The organism is Paenibacillus sp. FSL F4-0087 (genome assembly GCF_038020215.1).
Lineage (GTDB): Bacteria > Bacillota > Bacilli > Paenibacillales > Paenibacillaceae > Paenibacillus > Paenibacillus taichungensis.
On the sequence record NZ_JBBODJ010000001.1, the window covers coordinates 6,493,135 to 6,517,230 of the forward strand.

23 protein-coding genes are annotated in these 24,096 nt (G+C 45.1%); 5 read left to right on the forward strand and 18 right to left on the reverse strand.

The window, feature by feature from the left end:
* Positions 1-82: 82 nt before the first annotated feature.
* The 3 genes from MHB84_RS29420 to MHB84_RS29430 all read right to left on the reverse strand — a co-directional run bounded on the left by MHB84_RS29420 (position 83) and on the right by MHB84_RS29430 (position 4,506).
* Positions 83-1,774 (reverse strand): response regulator, encoded by a 1,692-nt coding sequence (locus MHB84_RS29420; RefSeq protein ID WP_076288462.1) that lies wholly within the window; start codon positions 1,772-1,774, stop codon positions 83-85.
* A 3-nt stretch (positions 1,775-1,777) separates the two neighbouring features.
* Positions 1,778-3,577, reverse strand: a complete 1,800-nt coding sequence (locus MHB84_RS29425) for a sensor histidine kinase (RefSeq protein WP_076288461.1) — start codon at positions 3,575-3,577, stop codon at positions 1,778-1,780.
* A gap of 74 nt (positions 3,578-3,651) precedes the next feature.
* On the reverse strand, positions 3,652-4,506 hold the full coding sequence (locus tag MHB84_RS29430) for an AraC family transcriptional regulator (protein WP_076288460.1): 855 nt from the start codon (positions 4,504-4,506) through the stop codon (positions 3,652-3,654).
* A gap of 123 nt (positions 4,507-4,629) precedes the next feature.
* On the opposite strand from MHB84_RS29430, the gene MHB84_RS29435 reads away from it, so the two are divergent.
* From MHB84_RS29435 to MHB84_RS29445, 3 genes are read left to right on the forward strand one after another with little or no spacing between them, the layout of a single operon-like run.
* Entirely contained in the window at positions 4,630-6,168 is a 1,539-nt protein-coding gene (locus MHB84_RS29435) for a sulfatase family protein (RefSeq protein WP_076288459.1), read from the forward strand.
* A complete protein-coding gene (locus tag MHB84_RS29440) occupies positions 6,161-6,814 on the forward strand; it encodes a chromate transporter (protein WP_076288458.1) in 654 nt (217 codons plus the stop codon). Before MHB84_RS29435 ends, MHB84_RS29440 begins: the two co-directional genes overlap by 8 nt.
* Positions 6,815-6,838: 24 nt before the next feature.
* Positions 6,839-7,369: a chromate transporter gene (locus tag MHB84_RS29445; RefSeq protein WP_076288457.1), complete on the forward strand. Its 531-nt coding sequence runs from the start codon at positions 6,839-6,841 to the stop codon at positions 7,367-7,369.
* Positions 7,370-7,474: 105 nt separating this feature from the next.
* Here the strand turns inward: MHB84_RS29445 and MHB84_RS29450 are convergent, their stop codons facing one another.
* From MHB84_RS29450 to MHB84_RS29495, 10 genes are all read right to left on the reverse strand, one after another.
* On the reverse strand, positions 7,475-8,485 hold the full coding sequence (locus tag MHB84_RS29450; RefSeq protein WP_256716774.1) for an aldose 1-epimerase: 1,011 nt from the start codon (positions 8,483-8,485) through the stop codon (positions 7,475-7,477).
* Between the two features lie 12 nt (positions 8,486-8,497).
* Positions 8,498-10,282 (reverse strand): glycoside hydrolase family 2 protein, encoded by a 1,785-nt coding sequence (locus MHB84_RS29455; RefSeq protein ID WP_076288456.1) that lies wholly within the window; start codon positions 10,280-10,282, stop codon positions 8,498-8,500.
* A 17-nt stretch (positions 10,283-10,299) separates the two neighbouring features.
* Positions 10,300-12,066 carry a glycoside hydrolase family 2 protein gene (locus MHB84_RS29460; RefSeq protein WP_076288455.1) on the reverse strand — a complete coding sequence of 589 codons (1,767 nt, stop codon included), beginning with the start codon at positions 12,064-12,066 and terminating at the stop codon, positions 10,300-10,302.
* A 50-nt stretch (positions 12,067-12,116) separates the two neighbouring features.
* A complete protein-coding gene (locus MHB84_RS29465; RefSeq protein WP_062318999.1) occupies positions 12,117-12,923 on the reverse strand; it encodes a carbohydrate ABC transporter permease in 807 nt (268 codons plus the stop codon).
* A complete protein-coding gene (locus MHB84_RS29470) occupies positions 12,923-13,813 on the reverse strand; it encodes a carbohydrate ABC transporter permease (protein WP_076288454.1) in 891 nt (296 codons plus the stop codon). Before MHB84_RS29470 ends, MHB84_RS29465 begins: the two co-directional genes overlap by 1 nt.
* Positions 13,814-13,900: 87 nt before the next feature.
* The gene (locus MHB84_RS29475; protein ID WP_076288453.1) at positions 13,901-15,193 is read right to left on the reverse strand and encodes an ABC transporter substrate-binding protein; all 1,293 of its coding nucleotides are present in this window, start codon (positions 15,191-15,193) and stop codon (positions 13,901-13,903) included.
* A gap of 198 nt (positions 15,194-15,391) precedes the next feature.
* Positions 15,392-16,321 (reverse strand): ArsR/SmtB family transcription factor, encoded by a 930-nt coding sequence (locus MHB84_RS29480; RefSeq protein ID WP_076288452.1) that lies wholly within the window; start codon positions 16,319-16,321, stop codon positions 15,392-15,394.
* A gap of 105 nt (positions 16,322-16,426) precedes the next feature.
* A complete protein-coding gene (locus tag MHB84_RS29485; protein WP_076288451.1) occupies positions 16,427-16,642 on the reverse strand; it encodes a hypothetical protein in 216 nt (71 codons plus the stop codon).
* A gap of 227 nt (positions 16,643-16,869) precedes the next feature.
* On the reverse strand, positions 16,870-18,132 hold the full coding sequence (locus tag MHB84_RS29490) for a cytochrome P450 family protein (protein WP_076288450.1): 1,263 nt from the start codon (positions 18,130-18,132) through the stop codon (positions 16,870-16,872).
* A 35-nt stretch (positions 18,133-18,167) separates the two neighbouring features.
* Positions 18,168-18,749, reverse strand: coding sequence for a cysteine hydrolase family protein (locus tag MHB84_RS29495; RefSeq protein WP_076288449.1), 582 nt, complete (start codon positions 18,747-18,749; stop codon positions 18,168-18,170).
* 129 nt (positions 18,750-18,878) lie between these two features.
* Here MHB84_RS29495 and MHB84_RS29500 point away from each other — a divergent pair, with 129 nt between their 5' ends.
* Positions 18,879-19,475, forward strand: a complete 597-nt coding sequence (locus MHB84_RS29500; RefSeq protein ID WP_240321389.1) for a TetR/AcrR family transcriptional regulator — start codon at positions 18,879-18,881, stop codon at positions 19,473-19,475.
* Between the two features lie 93 nt (positions 19,476-19,568).
* Here the strand turns inward: MHB84_RS29500 and MHB84_RS29505 are convergent, their stop codons facing one another.
* Together MHB84_RS29505 and MHB84_RS29510 are read right to left on the reverse strand one after the other, a co-directional pair.
* Entirely contained in the window at positions 19,569-20,039 is a 471-nt protein-coding gene (locus MHB84_RS29505; RefSeq protein ID WP_076288448.1) for a GNAT family N-acetyltransferase, read from the reverse strand.
* Between the two features lie 86 nt (positions 20,040-20,125).
* Positions 20,126-21,301, reverse strand: coding sequence for an MFS transporter (locus MHB84_RS29510; protein WP_076288447.1), 1,176 nt, complete (start codon positions 21,299-21,301; stop codon positions 20,126-20,128).
* 204 nt (positions 21,302-21,505) lie between these two features.
* Between MHB84_RS29510 and MHB84_RS29515 the strand changes: the two genes are divergently transcribed.
* Positions 21,506-22,054: a TetR/AcrR family transcriptional regulator gene (locus tag MHB84_RS29515; protein WP_076288446.1), complete on the forward strand. Its 549-nt coding sequence runs from the start codon at positions 21,506-21,508 to the stop codon at positions 22,052-22,054.
* 150 nt (positions 22,055-22,204) lie between these two features.
* Here the strand turns inward: MHB84_RS29515 and MHB84_RS29520 are convergent, their stop codons facing one another.
* The 3 genes from MHB84_RS29520 to MHB84_RS29530 form a co-directional block, all read right to left on the reverse strand.
* Entirely contained in the window at positions 22,205-22,555 is a 351-nt protein-coding gene (locus MHB84_RS29520; RefSeq protein WP_076288445.1) for an MmcQ/YjbR family DNA-binding protein, read from the reverse strand.
* 131 nt (positions 22,556-22,686) lie between these two features.
* Entirely contained in the window at positions 22,687-23,463 is a 777-nt protein-coding gene (locus MHB84_RS29525; protein WP_083678832.1) for a class I SAM-dependent methyltransferase, read from the reverse strand.
* A gap of 205 nt (positions 23,464-23,668) precedes the next feature.
* Positions 23,669-23,998 carry an antibiotic biosynthesis monooxygenase gene (locus MHB84_RS29530; RefSeq protein WP_053782285.1) on the reverse strand — a complete coding sequence of 110 codons (330 nt, stop codon included), beginning with the start codon at positions 23,996-23,998 and terminating at the stop codon, positions 23,669-23,671.
* Positions 23,999-24,096 lie beyond the last annotated feature (98 nt).

Sequence of the window (24,096 nt, forward strand, 5' to 3'; positions counted from 1 at the left end):
TCACCGGGCATGGAAGGTAATTACAATAATATGACCCTTTACTCCACATATTTTACGAGTTTAGAGTTCTGCTCTTATCTGCCTAGTTTCCCATGTGCAAAGTCGGGAGTTTCGTTTCGTTCTTCCTTTTTCCTGGATTGCTCAAATACGCTTGTGGTGTTAAACCCGTTATTTCTTTGAATACTTTGAAAAAGTAGTTGTGTGTCGTAAATCCCACTTGCATGCTTATTTCTTTAATCGAGTATCGGCCGCTGTCCAACAGCTTGCACCCTGCATCAATTCGAACCTGATTCACATATTCTGAAAAAGTCCGCTGCGTCTCCTCCTTGAATATTCTGCTTAAATAGGAGGCATTCAGGCCAATTACGCTTGCCGCAAGCTCCAATGTGACATAACCGGAATACCTCTCCAGAATGAAATGGATCGTCTGCGTGACATGGCGAGAATAGGAACCGATCACACGATGTTGATTCAGCAAATGAAACAAGCTGGAGAAAAAGGATTGCAGGCCTTGCTCCAGCTCTCTTATCGTTTTCATGCGCCCAAGCTCGCTTCTTGAAGGCAGATTAGCTACCTCTGGATCTGTAGAAGGCAAGCAGGTCCTCCATGCTTTATCACCCGTTTGCATGAGCTCGCTGACAACCATCTGAACCGTATGTGAATGGATAGGTAGGTGGTCTATTGAAGCAAAAATGGAGGAAATCAATTGATGCACGCCTTGCTTATCAAACCTTTCTATGGATAACAGAAGCTGCTTCTGCTCCTCAATGGTCAGTGAAACTCGCTGACTCTGATCTTTTTCATGTGAATGCTTGTCCGAACATGGAGTTTCATTTTGGAGGGTATGACTTCTGAACGTTTTCACAGACGAAGATCCATCGAGTTCGTATTCGGCTGAACAGTAACTGGATGCCAGCTGTGACAGACTGGTGCATATAGGTCCTACTGCGGTTACACTTTGTAAATTCAGGAACAGTTCCAATGCATGCTGAATCTTCCGCAGTTGTCCGTCTACCTCACGCTGCATGATGTGCTCGCTTCGTTCCCTGAAAGAAAACACGATAACAAATCGCCCTTCCTCAACGTACACCGCTGTCCGCTCATGGATATCACCCAGGCTCTGCTGCATCATATCGACGACCTGCTGAACCAGGCCATTGGTCTGCACGTCACTGTACGACTCTGTCAGCAGCAGGAACGGAACAATCTGTAAAGCTGCTGTTGCATATCTGGACGCATGCGGATATAGATTGTCTTTCTGGGAAACGTCTTCAAACCCGTACGTTGTCTTCGTCTGTCTTTTGAGCAAATACAACAAATAATCGCGCATATCCTCGGGACTCACTTTCTCGGCTATGACGCTCTCGGCGAACTGTTTCTCCCGCAACCGATTCTCCTGCTGCAATTCCGATACGGCTTTATTCAGGATGTTGAGCAGTGTTGACTCGTCCAATCGATGTTTAAGCAAATAATCAATGGAGCCATTGTTCAGGCAATCCCGCACATAATCATAATCGTCATAGCTGCTAAGCATAATCGTCTTAACCCCTGGAAAACGTTCCTTGATTGTCCGATTGAGCTCTACACCGCTCATTTCAGGCATATCTACATCAATAATGACAATATGCGGTGGCGACTGCTCAATCATCGTTAAAGCAATTAACCCATTATGCGCCTGACCGCATAATTCAAATCCATAGTCAGCCCAGTCCAATAAGGTCCATAGATTATGGCGTACTAACGGTTCATCATCGACGAGTAGCACCTGAAACATGGCTTATATCACCTCTCGTTTGTTATTTTCCACACTTTTCTCCAGTTTGGGGAGCCGAATTTCAGCTTTAGTGTACACCCCGGGTTCACTGCACAAATGGACGCCATACGAGTCGCCGTACGTGCGAACGATTCGTTCGTGTACATTACGTACACCCATTCCACTAAAACGTGAGGTTTCTCCGTTTGTACCCGTACCTTTCAGTAAATACTCCCGCTGCTCCTCCGTGATCCCCTTTCCGTTGTCCACCACATCAATATGGAGATTGTTTCCTTCTTCATACACCCGTATCAATATGAATCCATCCTGTTCGAGTGGTCCGATTCCATGAATAATTGCATTTTCAACCATGGGCTGCAGCATCAGCTTCAACACCCGACAATCCAGCAATTCGTCATCTTCAATTTCGGTAATCATCCGAATTGGCTTCATATATCTGTACTTCATGATGGAGATGTAGTGCTCAACATATGCCAATTCTTCACGAACCGTAAGGAATTCGCTTGAATTACCGAGGACACTTCGCATGAGCTCAATCAACGATCCCGAGACCGCTTCAATGTTTGGCACTCCGTTCATCCTGGCCAGATACTTGATCGTATTGAGCGAATTGTATAAAAAATGAGGATGGATTTGTGCTTGGAGCGCAGTTAGCTCAGCTTCCCGCTTCTCTTTCTCGCTGACGCGGATTCCTTCGAGCAGATCTTTCAATTCTTCCACCATGCCGTTAAAGACATGGTACAGTTGTCCTGTCTCATCTTCACTGTTAATCTCGTTTTTGGGAAGTGTCAGGTTCCCATCCTTAACCAACATCATTAGTGATTTTAGTTTCCGGATATTCAGGGTAATTCGGGAAGAGACTTGAAGAGAAACGATCAGAACAACGACAAACACAATAATGGACACCTCTGCCAGCAGGTTGCGCAGCTTCACCGATTCGGTCAGCAGAGAATCCATCGGAACCAAAGAAATAGTACTCCACCCAGTATAGTCGGATTGACGGCAAACAACGATATATTCTTTTCCATCAATGTACCGCCTGACTGCTTCACCATCCGTTTTAAATTGCTGATTGATCTCCTTAATTTGCTGATAAGATGGAGTAAGAGGTGAGTCAGTTCGGGTTTCATAGATGAATTGATTTCCCTTGTCGAGTACATAGATCATGCTATCTGTAGTTGGTCTCACGTCATATGTTTTCTGGATAAATTCATAATTAAGATCCACCATGACAAACCCAATAGTCGCACGGTTATAACGGATTTCCCGACCGATGGTGACGGCATTTGACACCCCTGTCTGCTTGAAATATGCGTGCTTTGATCCATTTTGCAGCATGTAATTCATCATTGGTGTACCCAAGATGGTCCTGTCCAGCCAAGGTCCACCTGAGAAAAAAACTTTCCCGCTCAGGCCCACAACGGCTATCCGTGAAATGTAAGCTTTATAATCGATCAGCGACGATAGAAATTCATCCATCCGCTTCTGCTCCTGAAACCACTCATAGCTGATCTCTTCATTCGGACTGAGCAAAGTGTCAATGACCGTGTTTTTGTTAGTCACCACGACCGTATTCAGCCGGTCGATCTCTTCCAGCATTATATTCAATGATTCATCTGCCTGCCTGATGCTGTCCGAAACCGACGTAATGGCATTTTGCGTAATCGTCTCACGCATGCTCATATAAACAATGACCGTAATCAAAATAATGGATACTAGCGTAACGGCAATAAAAGCGATAAAAATTTTGCCTTGAATGCTGCGTTTCGGTGAAATCCATCTCTGCAATGTAGAGAGCTTCATTGTGGGAGTCTCCTTTTTCATGATCCATTAAAAAAAGTAAGCGTTCTCCATACTGGACATCGGTATATTCAGGATCAGCTTGAGGTTCTCCGCATCATAATTGGAGGTACTTTATAATAGATTTTGAATGCTCTGGTAAATGAATATAAATTCGGATAACCCAGCGACAAAGCAATCTCCGTAACAGTAGCATCCGTATCCTTTAGAAGCTGTTTGGCCTTATCCATTCGTATTCTCTGCATGAATTTTAACGGAGGCAGTCCAACCTGAGTGGTGAACATGTTGGAGAAATATGAACGATGAACCCCTGCAAAGTCGGCAACCTGCTGCACGGAAATGCCCTCTGTTGCATGCAATTCCATGTAATCCATGCATTCATGAATCCAGCCAGCCAATTCTGTAGGCTGTGCATAGTTGGTGTCTGGAACAATACTGGCTAACAATCCATATACCAACCCATGCAACTCCAGCGATACTGCTGGCTTCCACCGTTCCACACATGCTAATGCATGAATCAGACGTTCCGACGTTTCCTGGACCTGTGGAGAACACATCTGTTTGCCAAACGGACTTTCCGGAGTCAAGCCGGCCAGCTCCAATAAAGGTTTGACTTTAGGCCCATCCAATGCTAGCCAGTTCATTTGCAATGGAGATTCCGAGGCAAGCATGTGATAGTAATAGGTTCTGCCGGGAAACAGACAAAACAGATCATTCTTCTGCAGGTCCACTCGCTTGCCATCAAACTCAAGCCTAATCATACCTTCACGCACAAAATGAAGACTGTAACACTCGATACGTTTGGGGCCAACCCGGTAATTGGATTTGGCTATACTTCGCCCTGCTCGCACTGGCCAGATGTGTTCCTCTTTATCCAAATATCCTGGCTTATAGTAGATGAATTCTGCATACTCATACTCATATTCCTGCATCGTAGAGAGTTCCCTCCTTCTCCTATTTTGTTCGATCATAACAAAATGACAATAAAAATATAACACCGGGCTATTTTGATAACTCGTTTTTTTCAATATCATCTTACTAGGAGGCGATTACACTTGTCGAGAACACCTAACATTTTGCTAATCACTAGTGACCAGCAGCACTGGAACACAATCGGGGCTTTTCAGTCTGAGATTTCCACGCCCAATCTGGACCGGCTTGCCCGGCAAGGAACAACGTTTGATCGGGCTTATTGCCCAAACCCTACCTGCACCCCTAGCCGTGCTTCTATTATTACAGGCATGTACCCCAGTCAGCATGGAGCCTGGACGTTAGGCACAAAACTGCTTGAAGATCGTCATACCGTCGGGGAAAGTTTCCAGGAGGCAGGTTACCGCACTGCCCTAGTAGGTAAAGCACATTTTCAGCCTTTAAAATCTACAGAGGAATACCCGTCGTCTGAAGCGTATCCCATTCTGCAGGATTTGGAGTACTGGAGACATTTCCACGGTCCATTTTACGGCTTTGACCACGTAGAGTTAACACGTAATCATACGAATGAAGCGCATGTCGGTCAGCATTACGCGCTATGGCTGGAAGAACAGGGATGTACGAACTGGAGGGATTACTTCCTTCCCCCAACTGGGACGATGGACCCTTCCGTAACGTATGCGTGGCCCATCCCTGAGAAATATCACTACAACACCTGGATCGCCGAACGAACCAATTCACTTTTGGAGCAATACACCCATGATGATGATCCATTTTTTCTGTGGGCCAGCTTTTTCGACCCGCATCCGGAATATCTGGTACCGGAACCTTGGGATTCCATGTATGACCCCGATGATCTGACGATTCCCTCTATAACACCTGGAGAGCATGATCGTAACCCACCACATTTTCAACTGACCCAGGAGGATAATCCGAATTTTGAGCATCTGGTTGAAACCGGCTTAGGCATTCACGGTTACCGTTCGCATCATTATTATGAATATGGCGACAAATCCCGGCTAACGAAGTATGACAAGAAAAAACTGGTCAGCGTGTATTACGGAATGATCAGCATGATGGATAAATATATTGGCAAAATTCTTGATAAGCTGGATGAGTTGGGTATTGCAGACGATACGATCGTCGTTTTCACAACCGATCATGGTCATTTCTTTGGACAGCATGGTCTTCAGGCCAAGGGTGGATTCCATTACGAAGATCTTATCAAAATCCCATTTATCGTAAGATACCCTGGTGAGGTGCCTGCTGCGAAAAAATCAAATGCCATACAATCGCTGGTCGATCTGGCTCCTACCTTCTTGTCTCTTTGCAACATTGCAATTCCGCATGCCATGACGGGCATCGATCAGAAGAAAGTGTGGCTGGGCGCCAAAGAAGCCGCTCGTAATCATGCTCTCTGCGAATTTCGACACGAACCCACGACGATTCATCAAAAAACATATGTCGAACAGCGGTATAAAATCACCGTCTATTACAATCAAACCTATGGTGAACTTTTCGATCTTGAACAGGATCCTGATGAACGTTTTAACTTGTGGAATGAACCTGAGTACACCGAGCTCAAGTCTGAGCTTCTGCTCAAATATATCTGGGCTGAGCTTGGCAAGGAGTCCATGCCGATGCCTCGAATTCATCATGCGTGATGGAAAGGATAAGGGTAGCATTAAGAACCTGAACGAACAATTTATGTTACTGATCCAGCTTTTTTGGACTTTCTTTTGCATCGGTCCTTCCACCTTTGGAGGCGGATATGCGATGCTGCCAATTATTGAACGCGAAGTGGTGAACAAGAAAAAATGGATGCAAGAGGACGAGATCGGTGAGCTTATATCGCTTGCCGGCTCGGCTCCCGGAGGAGTTGGCGTCAATGCCGCTGCGATGATCGGACATCGCCAGGCAGGAATTGCGGGAGCTGTATCTGCCGTCATCGGCGTGACATGTCCCACGTTTTTGATTGTGATCCTGATCAGCGTGTTCGCCATCCTATTTCGTAACCAACCCAAAGTTGAAGCTGCTTTAAAAGGAATGAACGGTGGCATTATTGCATTAATTAGCATGGCAGCTTATCGGACGGCCAGATATTCTATCTTAGATACAACAACAGCAATAGCTGCCATTGTGACCGTAGCCGTGCTGTTGTTTGCAGGAATCCATCCCCTCTATCTTATTATTTCGGGATTGATATGCGGCATGGCCGTGATTCGGATCAAAAAACGACTGGGCCTTCAAGTGAAAATGGAGAAGAAGTCTGTAACAGGCAGCTATCCGGAACTGGAATATTACATTTAAGTAAGACGAATCGGAGCGATTGAGATGTACTGGGACCTGTTCATGATGTTTATACGTGTAGGCCTCGTTTCATTTGGTGGCGGTTACGCCGTTATTCCGATCATTCAACACGAGGTAACGGAAAAAGGATGGCTCACAAGCGCTGAATTCCAACAAACCGTAGCACTGGCCGGTATGGCGCCCGGCTCGATTGCAACCAATGCCGCAACGTTGATTGGCTATCGGACGGCAGGTTATATCGGAGCCGCTGTCTCTACTGCAGGTATGATTTTGCCTTCACTCGTCGTAATTGTGCTACTCTCCGCCTTATTTTATCGGATGCACGACAACTCATGGGTAAAGTCCTCTTTATATGGCTTGCGCCCTGTAACGACGGGACTCATTATCTATGCTGCCATTCATTTTGGATATCCAACTGAAGAGGCAGGTATAAGCTGGGTATGGATCGCGACACTACTTATTAGCGGAGTTTGTTTGTTTCTCCTGCTAAAGTACAAGCTTCATCCCCTTCTGATTCTCAGTGTGGCTGGAGCAGCAGGCATTATCTTATTTTAAATTCAGTGTGGCGACGACAGGCTGAATTCACTGCATTCATTGGTTTTTAAAAGGAGCAGCGATCACAGCATTAGCTGTCCTGGCTGCTCCCCTTCATCTTTATTTTTACGAATGACGCAGATACAATCTACTCGTTTCCTCCCAGATTTCTCCCGGATGCAGACTAAATAATCCAGCTTTCTCGGCCTGCATATCCAGATTTGGTGCATTCACAAGATTGATCTGCGGTTCGGGACAGAAAAAACCTTCTTCCGCATTATTGTTCCAGATCATCCATTGTTTATATGAAGTTCCCACATCGTAAACCAATGTCATTCCAACCTTCGTATCCTGAAGCTCCATCCGGTTTCTCCCGTTTTGCGGTACAGCAGTGTAGTGATTATCCATTTCTGCAAAGAACGGATATACCCCGGAGTCACGCATCTGCTCTTCCTCCTGAATCAAGGGCTGAAAACAGGTCGTTGGCAGCATACGTTGATTCAATTCCCATCTGTCTCCAATTGTCAACTTGAGCTTGTAATCACGAGCCGATCCTCCCGGATTAAAGGGAGCGTTAATTGAGGTATGAAAAGCGATCAGGCACGGCATGCTGGAGCTTCCATGATTGCGAATGCGGACATGCTGCATGAGTCCATCACTACTCAGCGAGTAGCGTAATGTAATACTGAATTGAAAAGGAAAGTATACGTATATCGGATGAGTTTCATCAACAGTTATGGACACCGAGACATGGCTTTCATTCTCGGTATGTCCATACTCATCCACAACCCAGGGCGTATTATACAAAAATCCATGCAAATGATTGCCTGTGGTTTCCTCATTGACCGGAAACTGAAGCGTCTGCCCGTTCCAGGCAAACCGCCCGTCCTCATAGCGATTTGGCGGAAACAGAACGGGAATCCCGTGAATCATGGGTTTTGCCTTGAATGAATCCATCTCTTCTGGTGACGGTTCATGAAGGAAGCGAAGCCCCCGCTCAAGATCACGATAAGCGACAAGATTACCACCGATCTCCGGCAGCATAACAGCCTCACTGGAACCAAAGCGAAGGTAAATGGCCTTTTCCCCTTGAAATTCGCCTTCCCAGGATCTACTTGTCTCCTTTGTATTCAACACGTATTCCCCTCCTTATTCGCCAGCCGACGATGGATAATGTCCTTCAATAATTGCCCGAATCTGTTCCATCGGCATCTTGGGCTGTCGGTCATACGTCAGCAGACCGTTAATTTCCTGTTCCACGTCCGTCAGCTGGGTGTAACAAAATCCTTCTACTACTGGAGAATCCAATAGTGGCTGTACTACGGCATGCAATCGCTGTGCAAAATCTTCGTCATTTTCCGCTCCGGAGTAACCCCAGCCTTCCCAGTCACTTTTCTTATACCCGATTCCACCGAATTCGGTAATTAAAACGGGCTGTCCTTCATAACGATAGTTACCCACGCTAAGCTTTCGACTGCCCGGAAGGGCTTTTACCGCATTTTCACGAGTGCGGTAGCGTTCCTCCAGAACCTCTCTTCTCCATTCATAATCATGGATGTTATACAAGTCGGTCTGAACCATCTCCCAGCCATCATTGGAAATGACCAGACGGGTAGAATCCAGTGACTTGGTCAAATAATACATCGACAAGGCATGATACTGCTGTTCCTTGCTGGTCAGGATGTTCGGAACACCCCAGCTTTCATTAAGAGGTACCCAGACCACAACACATGGATGGTTGTAGTCCCTTTCCAGCGCCTCCTGCCATTCCCTTGTTATCTGGGCGACGTATTGATCCGAGAAATCGTACGCATTCGCCATCTCTCCCCACACCAGCAGTCCCAGCTTATCACACCAGTACAGATATCTCGGATCTTCAATCTTCTGGTGTTTTCTGGCGCCGTTAAACCCCAGTTCCTTCGTTAATTCCACATCACGCCGGATGGCCTCGTCACTCGGTGGAGTCAGATTTCCATCCGGGAAATACCCTTGATCCAGAACAAGCTTCATATAATAAGGTCGGTTATTCAGAAACAGCTTACCTTGTTCAATAGAGATTTTGCGCATGCCGAAATAACTATCTACCTCATCGACAGGCACACCATCCACCAATACAGTAAAATGAATGTCATACAGATTGGGCTGCTCTGGTGACCACAGCCTGCCAAGGCCATGCTCGTTAAAGGTGTGGAGCCCGATGGTACGGGTCTCTGTCCTGCCGCTAATCCGATATTCATCCTCAGACAGCTGCTCTCCTTGATAGGCAATTTGTACACGGAGCCTGACATCCTGTGCGTGCCAATCCCTTGGTTCTGTTTGCTCCCTCTGAAGATGAGCAGTAACTTCGATCTCGTTGCGATCAACATCGGGAGTCAGGCGCACCTTCTGCAGATGAACGGGTGCGACAGCTTCGAGCCACACCGATTGCCATATTCCAGTTGTTCGGGTATAGAAAATTTGGGCAGATTGCTCCTGCCAGAACTGCTTCCCGCGCGGTAATGTTACATCCCTGCTATAATCTATCGCTTGTACGGTCAGCGTATTGTTTCCTTCCAGCAAAGCATCCGTAATGTCGGCATGAAAAGGGGTGTGTCCCCCTTCATGCCGAACCACAAGCTGTCCATTGACCCAGACAGAGGCTTCATAGTCCACGGCTCCGAAGTGCAGCAGCAGACGTTTGCCAGTGAAGCTCTCCGGAATGTCAAAGGTTCGTTTGTACCATACATTATCGTGGAATTCCGGATCTGCAATGCCACTAAGTTGACTTTGAAAAGCAAATGGCACTTGGATTCGGCGGCTGAATGCTTTCTTGCCCTCACTCCATTTTTCCGAACGTCCCTTGTTATCATCATCGAATTCAAATTCCCATTCCCCATTCAAACTCAGCCAATCTTTACGTACAAATTGAGGCCTTGGATAATCCTGTCGCAGCATGATGTTCAGCTCTCCTGTCACCCCAGATTAATTTTACGAATCACTTCCAGTGGCACTTTCGGTTTACGGTCTTCCGTCAACAGACCATTAATCTCCTGCTGCACATCGGTGACCTGTGTATAACAATAGCCCGAGATATAGGGAATGGCTTTGATCGCTTCGGTGATGGAACGGAAACGTTCAATAAAGGCTTCAACCGAGTCCACCTGATTGCCATAACCCCAGCCTTTATCCGATTGGAAAGCAATACCGCCGAATTCACTGATGATAATGGGTTGTCCTTTATAGTGGTAACCTTCAGCAAATGCAAACTTCCATCGATTGGAAGCAATCTTGTTATTTACGATCAAGTCCTTATCCTGATACCGTTCCAGAAAGGCTTCTCCCGTCTCCACATAATCATGGATTGTCAAAATATCCGATACCGTATGCTCCCATCCGTCGTTGGTAATGACCGGACGATACGGATCAATGGCTTTGGTGAGATGGTAAATGGATTGCGTGAATTGCTGCTGCCTTACCTCGTGACCAATCGTCGGTATTCCCCACGATTCATTAAATGGCACCCAGGTAATGATGCTGGGATGATTGTATTGCTGAGGTACAATTTCAAGCCATTCTTTGGTGAATCGGCTCACTGCCTCATCATTAAACTCGAAGGTTGCTGCCATCTCAGACCAGACCAACATGCCTTTTACATCACACCAATACAAAAAGCGTGGATCTTCCAGTTTCATATGTTTACGGATTCCGTTATATCCCATCTCGGCAATTTTATCGATATCCTCAATCAGCGCTTCCACTGAAGGTGGGGTCAAATGGCTCTCTGTCCAATAGCCCTGATCCAGAATCATTCTTTGGTACAACGGAGCATTGTTCAGTAGAATCTGCCCATTTTCAATCGATATTTTTCGCATACCAAAATAGGAATGAACCCGATCAATTTCTTTCTCATCTTCATACATCACAAACTCGATATCGTACAGGTTCGGTGAGCCCGGTGACCATAACGACTGTTTCCACGGACCGCCTGCTTCATGTTTGACACTAGCTTCCACGGTCATCCAGGGTCTGTCTGGAGATAGGCTAATAGTTTGCACATGCTGACCCTTCAGCTCAATCCGTGTCTCCAAACGCAAGTTGTTCTTGCCTTCAATCCCATTCAATTGAAAGTCCACACGAATCATATGACGATCGATATCCGGTGTCATCTTAACTGCTTCAACCCTTGCTTCGCTCACATGCTCCAGCCAAACACTTTTCCATATCCCGGTGCTTTGCACATAAAAACATTCAAAATTGTCATCCACCCAGCGTTGTTTCCCCCGAGGCTGCATCGCGCTCTGACTGTCTTCTACTTCAAGCACAATGTTATTCTCCGAACCGTAAGTGACATAAGGGGTAATGTCGAATGAAAACGCTGCGTACCCTCCTTCATGTTCACCAACAACCGTTCCGTTCACCCAACATTTTGCGTGATAATCCACTCCCTGAAAATGTAGAATGCTCCGTTTTCCTTTTGCTTCCTGGGGAATCTGAACACTTCTGCGGTACCAGATCAGAGGATGAAATGTCTCGATTCCGATACCGCTCGCTTGGGTCTCATACGTGAAGGGAACCTTGATTTTCGTCCCTTCCGGAAACTGATTCTGGTCGTACCACTGCTCGCTTTCACCCACCTGATTGTCATCAAAACTAAAATCCCATTCTCCATTCAAATCCAACCACTCATTGCGTACAAATTGCGGCCTTGGATAATCCTTGTTGTAAAATTTAGTTGTCATCTTGTTCTCTCCGATCTCCTCTGTATTTGGCTCATAGGCCTGAAAAAGTGTTAACCCTTAATACCGGACATGCTGATTCCTTTAACAATCTGTTTCTCAAAAATGATAAACAATATAATGATGGGAACAGAAGCCACTGCATTGATAACCATTGGTTTAACGTAATCTTCTGAATACTGACCCATTAGCGTTGGGATACCCATTGGCAGCGTAAACAGATTATCATCGGTTATGGAAAGGAATGGCCATAGGAAATTGTTCCACGAACCGATAAATGTCAGAATCGCCATCGATGCCATGGCCGGACGTGTCAAAGGCAGCATGATGCTGGTAAAGATTCGCCAAAAGCCTCCACCGTCAATTTGCACACTCTCCAGCAGATCATTCGGAACCCCATCGAAGAAGCTTTTGAGCACGATGACAGCTACAGGTGAAGCCAAAGCAGGAATAATCAATCCACTGTATGAGTTCAGCAAATGCAAATCCTTGGCTACCTGATAAAGTGGAATAATGGTTGCTTCACCCGGAATCAGCAGCCCGCCAAGAATGAAGAAAAAAACAAATGTACGGAAACGAAACGGTACTTTGGACAGAGCAAATCCAGCCATCGCCGCGAAAATCACAGTTAGTACTGTTACAACTACAGCGACGAACAAACTGTTAACCACCCACTGTGATAGCTTTGTCGTTGTCAGAATTTCGTTATAGACGGCAAGTGAGTATGGCGGTTTAAACCAGTCCAGGACCGTAATGATCTTCATGCCTTCTTCTTTGATGGAGACCATCAGCATCCACACAAGTGGGGCCGCAAACATAACCGCCATCAACGCAGAACCTGTGCGATATAACCATTTCATCAGTATTCCGCCCCTTTCCGGTTAGTCATCCAGTATTGCAGCGCCGACAGCACCAGCAGGATCACGAATAAAATGTAGGACATCGTTGCGGCATAGCCCAGGTTATTGTTCTTGAATCCCGTCTGATAGATTAACTGGATAATCGGACGTGTCTGATCCAGCGGTCCCCCGCCTGTAATGACATAAATCTGCATAAAGACCTTGTAGGAAGCGATAATCTGCAACATGGTAATGGTTTTGGTCAGTGGCTTCAGATAAGGAAGTGTAATCCTCCAAAATATTTGTGTATCACTCGCACCATCCAGCCTTGCTGCTTCATAAATTTCATCCGGTATTTCCTGCATGGCGGAAAGATACAAAATAAAGTTAAATCCGACTGTCCACCACAAGGTAATTACGGTAATAACGACCCAGGCGAGCCCCGTTTCCGTCAGCCAGAATATTTCGGAATTTTGAGGCAATAACCTGACAAGATGCAGGACGGAATTGACGAATCCCGTATAAGGCTGAAATACGAATAAACCCAGATAAGCTGCGACGGCAACGGAGAGTACGCTTGGTATAAAGAAGATGATGCGGTAGAACTTTTGTAAAGACGATTTTCGATTGGCAATTAAAGCCAGCAGAATCGCGAGTATAATCATGGTCGGTGTACTCAAGAAAACAAAGAAGGTTGAATGCCAGATCGCTTCCCAAACCTCTCTGTCCTGAAAAACTTTTCGGAAGTTATCCAGGCCAACAAAATCCATTTTCTTGATCAGCGTCCATTTGTAGAAGGTCATCTCCACACCTTTAATCATGGGCCAGATCGTAAATAAACCATAAATAATTAAGAATGGAAGCAGAAATACCAACGCTTGCATATCCGCTCTCATTTTTTTGATCTTCATATGCGTCTCCCCTTTGATTGGCACGCAAGCCGGCGATTTCTTGTCTAGAGATGGTGATTACGCAGGCTTGCGTGACCCGTCTTCCTTCTATTCGCTCACTATTTTCTGAATGGCTGTCTCCATGTTGTTCATTGCATCTGCTGGCGTCATTTTGTTCATCCATACTTCATTCAGAAATTTAAAGGCAGCTTCATCGCGGATTTGTGCATTTTTGGTGGAATGTTTGCTGAATTTAACTACACTTGCCACTTCGGAATAATCACTGCGGTATGGCAGATCCTTGAATTCCTGTTTCTCCAGCACGGATGGCTTGGATGGAATATGTCCGGCTTTGGCCCAGACCTGACCATTGTCAGCAACCCAGTCGGCAAAAACCATCGCCGCTTTGCGCTTAGCTGGGTCCTCATCCTTAGTCAGTGGTAAAACAATAGTATGGGAATCTCCCCATGTTGCTTCCTGGTCGTAGAATTTCGGAATTGGCATAGCTCCAAACTCAAGTCCTTTGGTGGATTCCCACGTTCCTGTCGTCCAAACCCCTGTCATGATAATAGCGGCTGTTCCACTTTGAAAATTTTTATAGAAGTCCGGATCATTTTTCTTGATATAACCTTCGGTATAAAGCTTCTGGATGTAGTCAGCGGCTTTGATGCCTTTCTCTTTATCAATGGCTGCGGACTTCAGATCGTCCGACACCACGTCGTTACCACCCAACTGGGAGTACAGCGACCACCACAGGCGGTAAGGGTCATCATTATTATTGGACAATGCAAACGGGGTCGTTTTGGCAGGCAACTTCTCCTTTAAAGTTTGAAGGAAACTCACAAACCCGTCAGCCGATTGCTCCAGAATCGGTTTTCCGTCTTCACCAAGCAAACCTGCATCTTTTAGCAATTTTTTGTTGTAGAACATAATAAAGGGATGCGTGTCAATGGGGACTGCATAATGTTGACCTTCTACAGTAACCGCATCCAAGAGATTCTGGTTATAAGTGCTCCAGTCCACACCTGCATCCGTAGCCGGAGTATCAAGCTCTGTGACAACCCCCTGATTGATCAGATCGGGCAGTCTGGAGGAATGGGAAATCCCAATATCGGGTCCATTGCCGTTACCCACAGCAGTTACGAGCTTCGTATAATACTCGCCCCAGGCCAATTTGGTATTCTTCACTTCAATGTCCGGATGGGTTTTGTTAAATTCATCGACCAATGTCTGCATGTTTGCGCCATCACCACCATCGAACAATGTCCAGAAGGACAATGTCACTTTTCCATCACCAGAGCCACTCTCACCCGCCTCATTACTGCCTCCGCTACATGCACTTAAAACGGTTGAGAATGAGAGCAATAATATCAGTGCTAACCTGCCGATCTTCTTTTTCATGCGAGTATCCCCTTTACTCTAATTTGTAGATACAAACGATATAATTGTTTTATTACATTATTACTGTATCTATAGGGGATTATATAAGGGAGTTTCTATCTTGTCAACGCTTTCAAACATATTTAATGTAATTATTAAATAAAAAAAGACCTTAGTTACATAATATCTGCAACCAAGGCCTATCTTCCTCATCTCATTCTAATGAATGGCATAATGTACAGTCATCTTAATATTTTGGTCATAATCTCCAAATTGTCGCCCAAAGAGATTTACGCCTCCTTGATGAACTGCATCCGGTTTAATACCTATTCGCACCCTTAACTTATGGCTGTTTTGAAGGTTAAGCTGAGCCAGATCAACTGCTGAAATTTTCTCCATATCCAGCGTCGTCTTATTTTTGTCCACCCGCCATGTCTTTAATAAACCATACTGTGTTGACCATTCAAACCACCATGCCGGGTTGAGCTTGCCGCGCCGATCTCCAAAGTCACCAGGACATGTCCACATGCCAATTTCCACACCGTTAATCCATACGGAGATATCGGAAGGCCAATTATGATCATAGTTTGGTGCTTCAGAACATATCTCCATGGACAGTTCCAGCGATTCGATGACCGCTTCAGCCGGAATCTCCAGTGGCATTAAATATTCGACATATCCCTTACGAAACCACATAATCTGCGCTCCGACATGCTTCGGATGATAAAAGCTTGAAGGTTCATCCTCTCGAATGATCATGCCCTCGCCATTCGCCATACCGCAAGTGGGTGACACTTCACAATCACTATAATGACCGATAGGCATATCGACTTCGTAAACCTGGATGTCGCCTTTGGGAATTGCTTTCTCCAGATTAAGAGCAATATGAATATCATCGTAATTGCGGCTGCATACTTTCATCGCCCCGCGAGAAGCAGGCAGCAGTTCTGTATTAATCAACCTTGCTGCTTCCAAAACCTTGATGTTGCTGGCTACCGTGGATACGGGAAGCTTGAGAGCTTCCGCGATTTCAACGATATTCAGGTTTTGGGAGATCAGTAGTCGGAGAATATCCACTCTGGATCGAGTCGATAACGCATGCGTGACCGTGACCAGCTCATCTGGATTATCAAAACTCAGCTCAAGCATTCGTTCACCACCTCTTATGTATTTATGAAACAAGAAATTTAAACGTAAAGTTTAATTCAGTCGATAATATTGTAACAAATCATTTATTTTGTATCAAATTGCTTTTTACTTCATCATTCTTCTTAGTTTTTCATACAATTTCCGGTTAATGTGCGCAAACCATATCGGTAAACCAACTAAAATGCCAATAATCCCCGCAGAAATGGCCGTTATCCACACTAACGTTGTCATACTTAAGTTTCCTTGATAAATACAGATACTGATGAGCGCAGCATAGATCAGTAGTACGATGCCAATGCTTATCTTGGAAAATGTTTTCATCATTTACCTCCTTCGATGAAAAAACTTATAGCAACAAGATCGAGATGATGTGAGGAATTTAATTCGTGTTTTCCCCAATCAGATCCTGCAAACAGATACTGAAATTGTTGATTTTATCTAATCGTAATGAAACTAATAGCTTAACACAAGAAATCCGCCAAACATGGCGGATTTTTTGGAGTACATATTTTTTTCTTGCCAATACAGGCTTAGCTCTACTCTTGCTGCTAAAATGCGACAGGCAAGGCAGCCAAGCTCTGTGAACTTAACGCCAAATGCCACTCAATGTTTTCCCGAGGAATATTAAGTCGCAGATTAGGCATGCGTTTTAACAAGGTTGTAAAGGCGATATCTCCCTCCACACGAGCAAGTGGAGCTCCCAAGCAGGAATGAATGCCATGGCCAAAAGCCAGATGACGATTAATATGACGGGCAACATCCAGATCCTCTGACTGTTCAAATTGATGTTCATCCCGATTGGCTGATTTCAGCACGGGGATGACCATATCTCCCTTTTTGATCTGTTGACCTGCCAGCTCTAAATCCTGAGTTGCAAAACGAGGTCCGGCAATGGTTGCAGGCCCGTTAAAACGCAGTAATTCCTCTACAGCAGAAGGTGCCAGACTAAGATCAGCCTTGAGCTTCTCCAATTGTTCAGGATGATCCAACAACATCATTGCACCCGTAGCAATCAGATTGGATGTCGTCTCATGGCCAGCAAAGATCAATAACGTAATCATGGATAGCAGTTCTGGCTCACTGAGTCGATCGCCCTCTTCTTCTATAGCAATCAATTGGCTGATCAAATCATCTGCAGGATGTTTGCGTTTCTCAGCTACCAGTTGTGCTGTATAGTCACCAAAAGCTTTGAGATGCTCCTCCACTCCCGGTTCGCGCACTCCGAGACCCAGACCGTGTGCAATCGCGGAGGACCAAGTCTGGATCTGCAGGCGATCCGCTTTAGGTACTCCCAGCATATCGGATATCACATGAATCGGTAAGGGATAGGCGTAGTCCTTGACCAAATCCATCTCGCCCTGGGCTTGAACCTGATCCAGTAATTCATCAGCGATCTGCTGCACACGTGGGCGAAGACTTTCCATATATTTTGGGGTAAAGGCTTTGGAGACCAGTCGGCGTAATCTCCGATGATCAGGATCATCTACAGAGAGCATGGATTTTCCGGTAAAGAACGTTGGAGGAGCATCTGGATCTATGTTTTCCACATAGGCTTTCAGGATATTCTCATTTCCGTCGATGGAGAGTGGGTCTACCGTGAAGTGGGCATGATCTTTGAGTACTTGTGACGCTTCTTCCATTCGTGTGACCAACCACTGCCCGCGATCTGTACCCCCCATTGGCAAAGATACTGGAATAACAGGGCCTGTGTCACGCAACTGCTTGATCAGTGAAAACGGGTCTTTACCACTATCTCCACTAAACAGGCTCAGCGCTGCTTTTTGTGAAACATTAAGATCTGGCTCACTCATCATAACCATCCTTTCGCTTCGACCATTTTATTGGTTTACATTAATGCATTTATCCAATCATCTACAGCCAGCACATCAGCTTGTTGGGGGAATACGCTCTCTACGAGAACTCGATGAACTTCCGGGTCCCTATCCAGACATGCATCAGAAAGTACAGTCAACGCATAATCCTTATCCGCTGCCTCACATAAGGTAGACAGCACTACTCCGCTTGTTGCGATACCGCTAAGAATAAGTGTATTAATGCCATGGGATTGAAGAATGGTCTCCAGGTTGCTTTCCGAGAATCCACTGACGCGGAACTTGTCCACAATGAGCTCTCCTGGGAGTGGCTGTACCGATTCGTGAATGTCCATTGCCACTTTCATTGCCGGATTGGCCGCGTTCTCTCCACCACGGCTCGACTTTTTTCCAAACAATTTGTTACGCTCACTGATTGGAGGGGAATCCTGGCGATGACCAACCTTCACAAAAATCACAGGTACGTTATGTCTGCGAGCTGCTTCTATCGCTTTCTGAAATGGGAGCAGTGCATCCTCGTGCTTCGCATAATGCGAAACAATGATGTTCTGCATATCCATGACCAGAAGTGCAGCTTGGTTATGATGACTCTCCATGGGTTGCACATCCCTCTCATTTTGATTAAGATTAAAGGGAGAACTCTCCGCTTAATCTCTTCTTGATATTAAACGGAGGGTTCTCCCCTTGTCAAATTTTGGACGTCTAAGGATAGGAAGTGACAGATAGTGGATAAAACCAATACAACCTCTCGTTCGGAGCGCCGGGATGCTGCCGAGAATCGCCAACGTATCTTGGATGTAGCTAGCAAATTATTCGAGCTGCACGGCGTGGAGCGGGTCAGCATGAATCAGATCGCTTCCGAAGCGCAGATTGGAGCGGGTACCTTATACCGCCGATACCGCAATAAAAGTGAGTTATGTATGGACTTGATCAAAGATAACGCAACGCTGTTCTTCGAGGAAGTAGAAATATACTTGCAGGAGAATGCACAGCATCCACCATCTGAGCGATTGCGGGGTCTGCTGACGTTGTTTATCCAGTTTAGAGAAAAAAATGCGGAGCTGCTCTCAGGTATCGAGAATGAGGTATATCAAGGATCAGAGTCCAGAACCTCAAGTCCTCTTTATGAGCAATTGCATCAACAGCTATTCGGATTATTCGAAGAGATGGCAACAGGGAATGGCGAATCGCAGGCCATCAGCTTGTTCAAAACGGACATGCTCCTGACCGCCATGAGTAATGATTCATATCTGTTTCAAAAAAACGTGCGCGGCAACTCTCCCGACCGCATTGTGGAGCAGCTCTGTTTGACGTTTCTTTAACATATATGGATATATAAAATGCAAAAAAAGCCTATTCAACGTCGGCAATCTGCCGCTAGAACTAGGCTTTTGGTGCATCGTGAGGTGTGAATATTATAATGTTTTGATATACCATGCATCACAAGCGAAATGCTCTGTTGCATTTAACGGTTCATCTAATGGAATAAAACCGTTCTTGATATAGAACTTGTTGGCTGCGACCATGTTGTTAAGCGTCTCAAGATAACATTGTTCATAGTGTTCTTTAGCAAAATCAAGGGAAATCTGAAGCAATTCATATGAGATTCCGGTGCCTCGTGCTTCTTTTAAGGCATACATCTTCTGCAATTCACAAATATGTGAAAATCCCTCCACGGGTCCGATACCGCAGCCAGCTACAACGGTGGAGTTATGCTCAACCACCCAATACCTGGAGCCCTCGCGCTGATAAAGATGATAAAAATCGCCCAGATTCGGGTCAGCCCACGCTGTTCCTGACTTATTGGCCCCGAATTCGATCAAACAACTTCGAATTAAAGACTCTACTTCTTGATTATCTTTTTCCTCTATCTCTCTAATGAACATGCAGTAAGCCTCCGCATCATGAAATAATTGCTGCTCTTAACTGCACAAATTATACTACAAATCTGATTTAACACACTACCATTCAACTACAGTGAGACGGAATCACTCGTTTTGGCAGGCAACGTCTGCTTGATTTTCAACAACCGTCTTACGTAGATCATGAAAAGCAGAAAAGAAACCAGGACCGACAAAGCACTAACCATAAACAATATGTGATAGCTCATGTATTCGGATACCAGACCCAGGGCCATGGCACCCAGTCCGATACCGAGATCAGTCGCCGTTGAAAAGAAAGCATTGGCCGCCCCTTTCCGATCCTCGGGAGCGAGGCGAAGCGTTATGGCCTGAAGAGCTGGCTGAGCGGAACCAAAGCCGATCCCGTACAGAACTGCTGAAGCGAGCACGCCAAGTAAGGTGGTTGCAAAGCTAAGCACAATCAAAGCAATGATCGTAATGATAAGCGCCGGGAGAATGACTGCTGTCTCTCCTTTCTTATCGGACAGCTTTCCCGCAATGGGCCGGGATAGCGCAAGTGTCGCAGCATAAACCAGAAAGAATGTGCCAGAATTGACTTTGATCTGCTCCGCAAACAAGGGTACAAATGTAGTAATTCCCCCATATGCAATGAAAAGAAAAAAGATTGGCGCCATCACAGGCAAAACTGATTTTTCGAAGATTTGGATTTTCTTTCTGTCCGTATGTGGTTGAAATGGCATTTTAGCTCCCAGCGTCAAAAGCAGGGCCACGACGGACAAACCAACAGCAAAGAGAAACATCGTCTGATATGATGTGCCTTGCATAATCCCCAGACCAATCATGGGGCCAACCGCCATTGCCAGCGTCATGGAGGTGCTAAACCACCCCATACCTTCCCCGCGCCGAGCGGAGGGAATCATGTCAGTCACAGCTGTCATCATGGACGTTGTGGATACAGCCCAGCTCATTCCATGCACGATACGAAGTCCAATCAGCATGATAATTCCACCAACCCAGTTGTACATGTACATCGCCAATATAAATAAAAGCAAACCACCGATCATAAACGGACGTCTGCCAAACCGATCCAGTAGTCCACCGACAAAAGGACGAAGGACGACGGAAGATAACATTAAAGCTCCCATGGCCAAGCCCACCTGTTTTTCATTGCCACCCATCTCTTTAATGAAGAGCGGCAGTGTGGGATACAGCATATAAAATGCAGTAAATAAAAAAAGCAAACCCAGCGTCATTAGAATAAATGACTTTGTCCATAAACGTTGCATCATTCATCCCCCCAACTGTTGTTATGATATCTATGATGCGATCTGATCTTGTACAAAAACAAATATTGATATATTAATGAACATCTGTTAATAATTATAAACAGAATGATTAAGGTTACCATTGTTAATTGGACGCATTTCGTTAATTAGTGAACATTAAACATAAATTTGTTTATTATCTTTAGAAAGTTTGGTGAGAATCACATGACCAAAGTGGATCGAAGAATTCGAAAATCACAAGAAGCCATCAAAGCAGCAGTGATTGAATTGATGTCAGAAAAAAATTTCGATGATATTACTCTACAGGATATTTCCGATAGGGCAGACGTTAGCAGAGGTACCATTTATCTTCATTACGTAGATAAGTATGATCTGTTGGACAAGCTCATTGACGGGCATATCCAAGAATTAAGTGAAATTTGCCATTCGGTTGCCGACCTGGAATGGAAAGAATCCATCGTTCCCTGGTTTACCTATTTGGAAAAGAATTACTTGTTCTTCTCGACGATGATGGCCAGTAAGGGAGCGGTACAATTCCGCAACCGCTTGGTTGAGTTTCTTAATGAGGATTTTAAAGAGGAAGTACACTTATCTCAGGCAAGAAAGTCCGGATTAAGTGAGGATATCCTTCTCCAATATGTGGTCATGTCTTATGTAGGGGTCGTTGAGTGGTGGATCAAGAACGAAATGCCCCATCCACCCGAGGTCATGTCTGAACAATTAGGAGAACTAATCAAAATGAATTTGGGGTAACGTGCAATATGCACGTAACTAAAATAGCGGTATTCTCAGGATATGAAGTTAACATCCTGAGAATACCGCTATTACTTTTTGAAAAAAGCTGATTTTTCTGCAATTGGCGCCGAACATCTGCTGTCTGAATTGTTATTGCATGTGGCCTAATTACGATATGGATTCCAAAAGACTCTTGGACAGCGTTTTGACAACCAAATCGTATGAATGGTCAATCATGACAAAGATATCCTGTTCCGACAAGGAACCATCTAGAACAATGGTATTCCAATGCTTTTTGTTCATATGATACCCCGGTTGAACAGCTTCATGCTGCTCTCTGAGGTTTTCCGCAATGATCGGATCACATTTTAAGTTCAAGCGAACGTTATCCGCCTTGTCCTCAAAAATAAGCGCAAACATTTTGCCTGCAATTTTCATAGCAACAGGATCAGCTCCGAAGGGATAATCCTTCGTTGCACCTTTTTTCTTCAAACAGTACTCTATAATCTTATTCTTCAATTCCGTATCTCTCCTTTACGCAGAAGACAACAACTTTCCCTACCCAATCTAATGATACCGAATGTACGTTTGCATGTAAATATCAAGCATTTCATTTCAACTATTCTTTCAGTAGAACAGGAATTATCTTCTCAGACAGCTTCCTTAATTGCTACGATACGTAATCGGGTTGTGTCGAGAAACCATTGACCTTCCCGCTCCAAATGGGGCTTAACCTCAGTCAAGATGGCTTGATAAATTGATTCCAGGTCTGCGGAGGAAACGTCCTTAAAGAAATAATCAGCGAAACTGTTTAGCCAATTCCGAAGTCCTTCTTCTCCTTTGAGCGGAGCAGGCTTGTCAAAATGCTGAGCGAATGTGACGCGGAAACCGTTCTGCTCCAGCAGGTTGGCGTATTCACCAAGAGTGGGATGATACCAGGGATTCCGTCCTGCCCACGTATAACCATGCTCCTTCAGAGCCTGCTTCATCGCAGTGATCAAGATGGCGATATTTCCGCTTCCGGCAAATTCAGCTACGAATCGGCCACCTTCGCGCAGGGCCAACCAGATGGATCGGGTTGTTGCCGCAGGGTTATTGATCCAATGTAAAGCTGCATGTGAGAATACAGCGTCAAAGGGTTCATCTGTACGATATTGAGAAGCGTCTTTCACCTGAACATTCAGGTCAGGGTACTTCTGTTGGGCAAGTGTCACCATTCTCTCCGATAGATCGATACCTGTCGGTATCGCTCCAGCAGCTGCGATCTTGGCTGTCAAATCTCCGTTGCCACTACCGATATCCAGAATACGTTCCCCAGTTTGCGGCTGCAATAAGGACAGGATATCCACTCCCAGATTAGATAAGAAATCCATTGAATAAATGTAGGGTACCGAATTGTGCTTGTTTTTAAATGGTTCACCAGACATGGCTCAACCTCCTTTATAGATCTTAGATATCTATAATAACTTCAATGTTTAAAACCTGTCAACTTGCGTTCTTAACTCCGTATTATAGTATTTATAATGAACCTCTACATAGAAATGATGCGACAAAGCTTCTATGGACATACAAACAAAAAAAAAAAAACCGATCTCATGAAATAATTCATGAGATCGGTTTTCATCATTCGAATTATGCATTCGATACTCTAGCTGTCTTCACTTTCTGCACTTCGTACATATTTACCGTAGTGCTAATCAGATACTCGGGTTTCTCCTGTCCTCTTTTCTCCCGATGACCTTTAATATGCACATCACTCTTCTCCCAATTCTTCCATGCTTCTTCTGATTCCCAACGAATTAACACCATTACTTCTTCGTGCTCTTTACTCTTTTTATTAACCATTACACTGAAATCAATCAGTCCCGGCATTTCTTCTACAGGGCTAGGGGCACTGAAACGTTCCACCAGTTTATGACTATGGCCCTTTTCGACTACCATAACGCGAGTTTGAATGAACATGAAATACGCCTCCTGATGCCTCAAGTCACTGCATTTATACAATGGCCTTTGGGCATTTTTTTAACTTCCACTCTATTATTCTATTCTTATTGAAAATG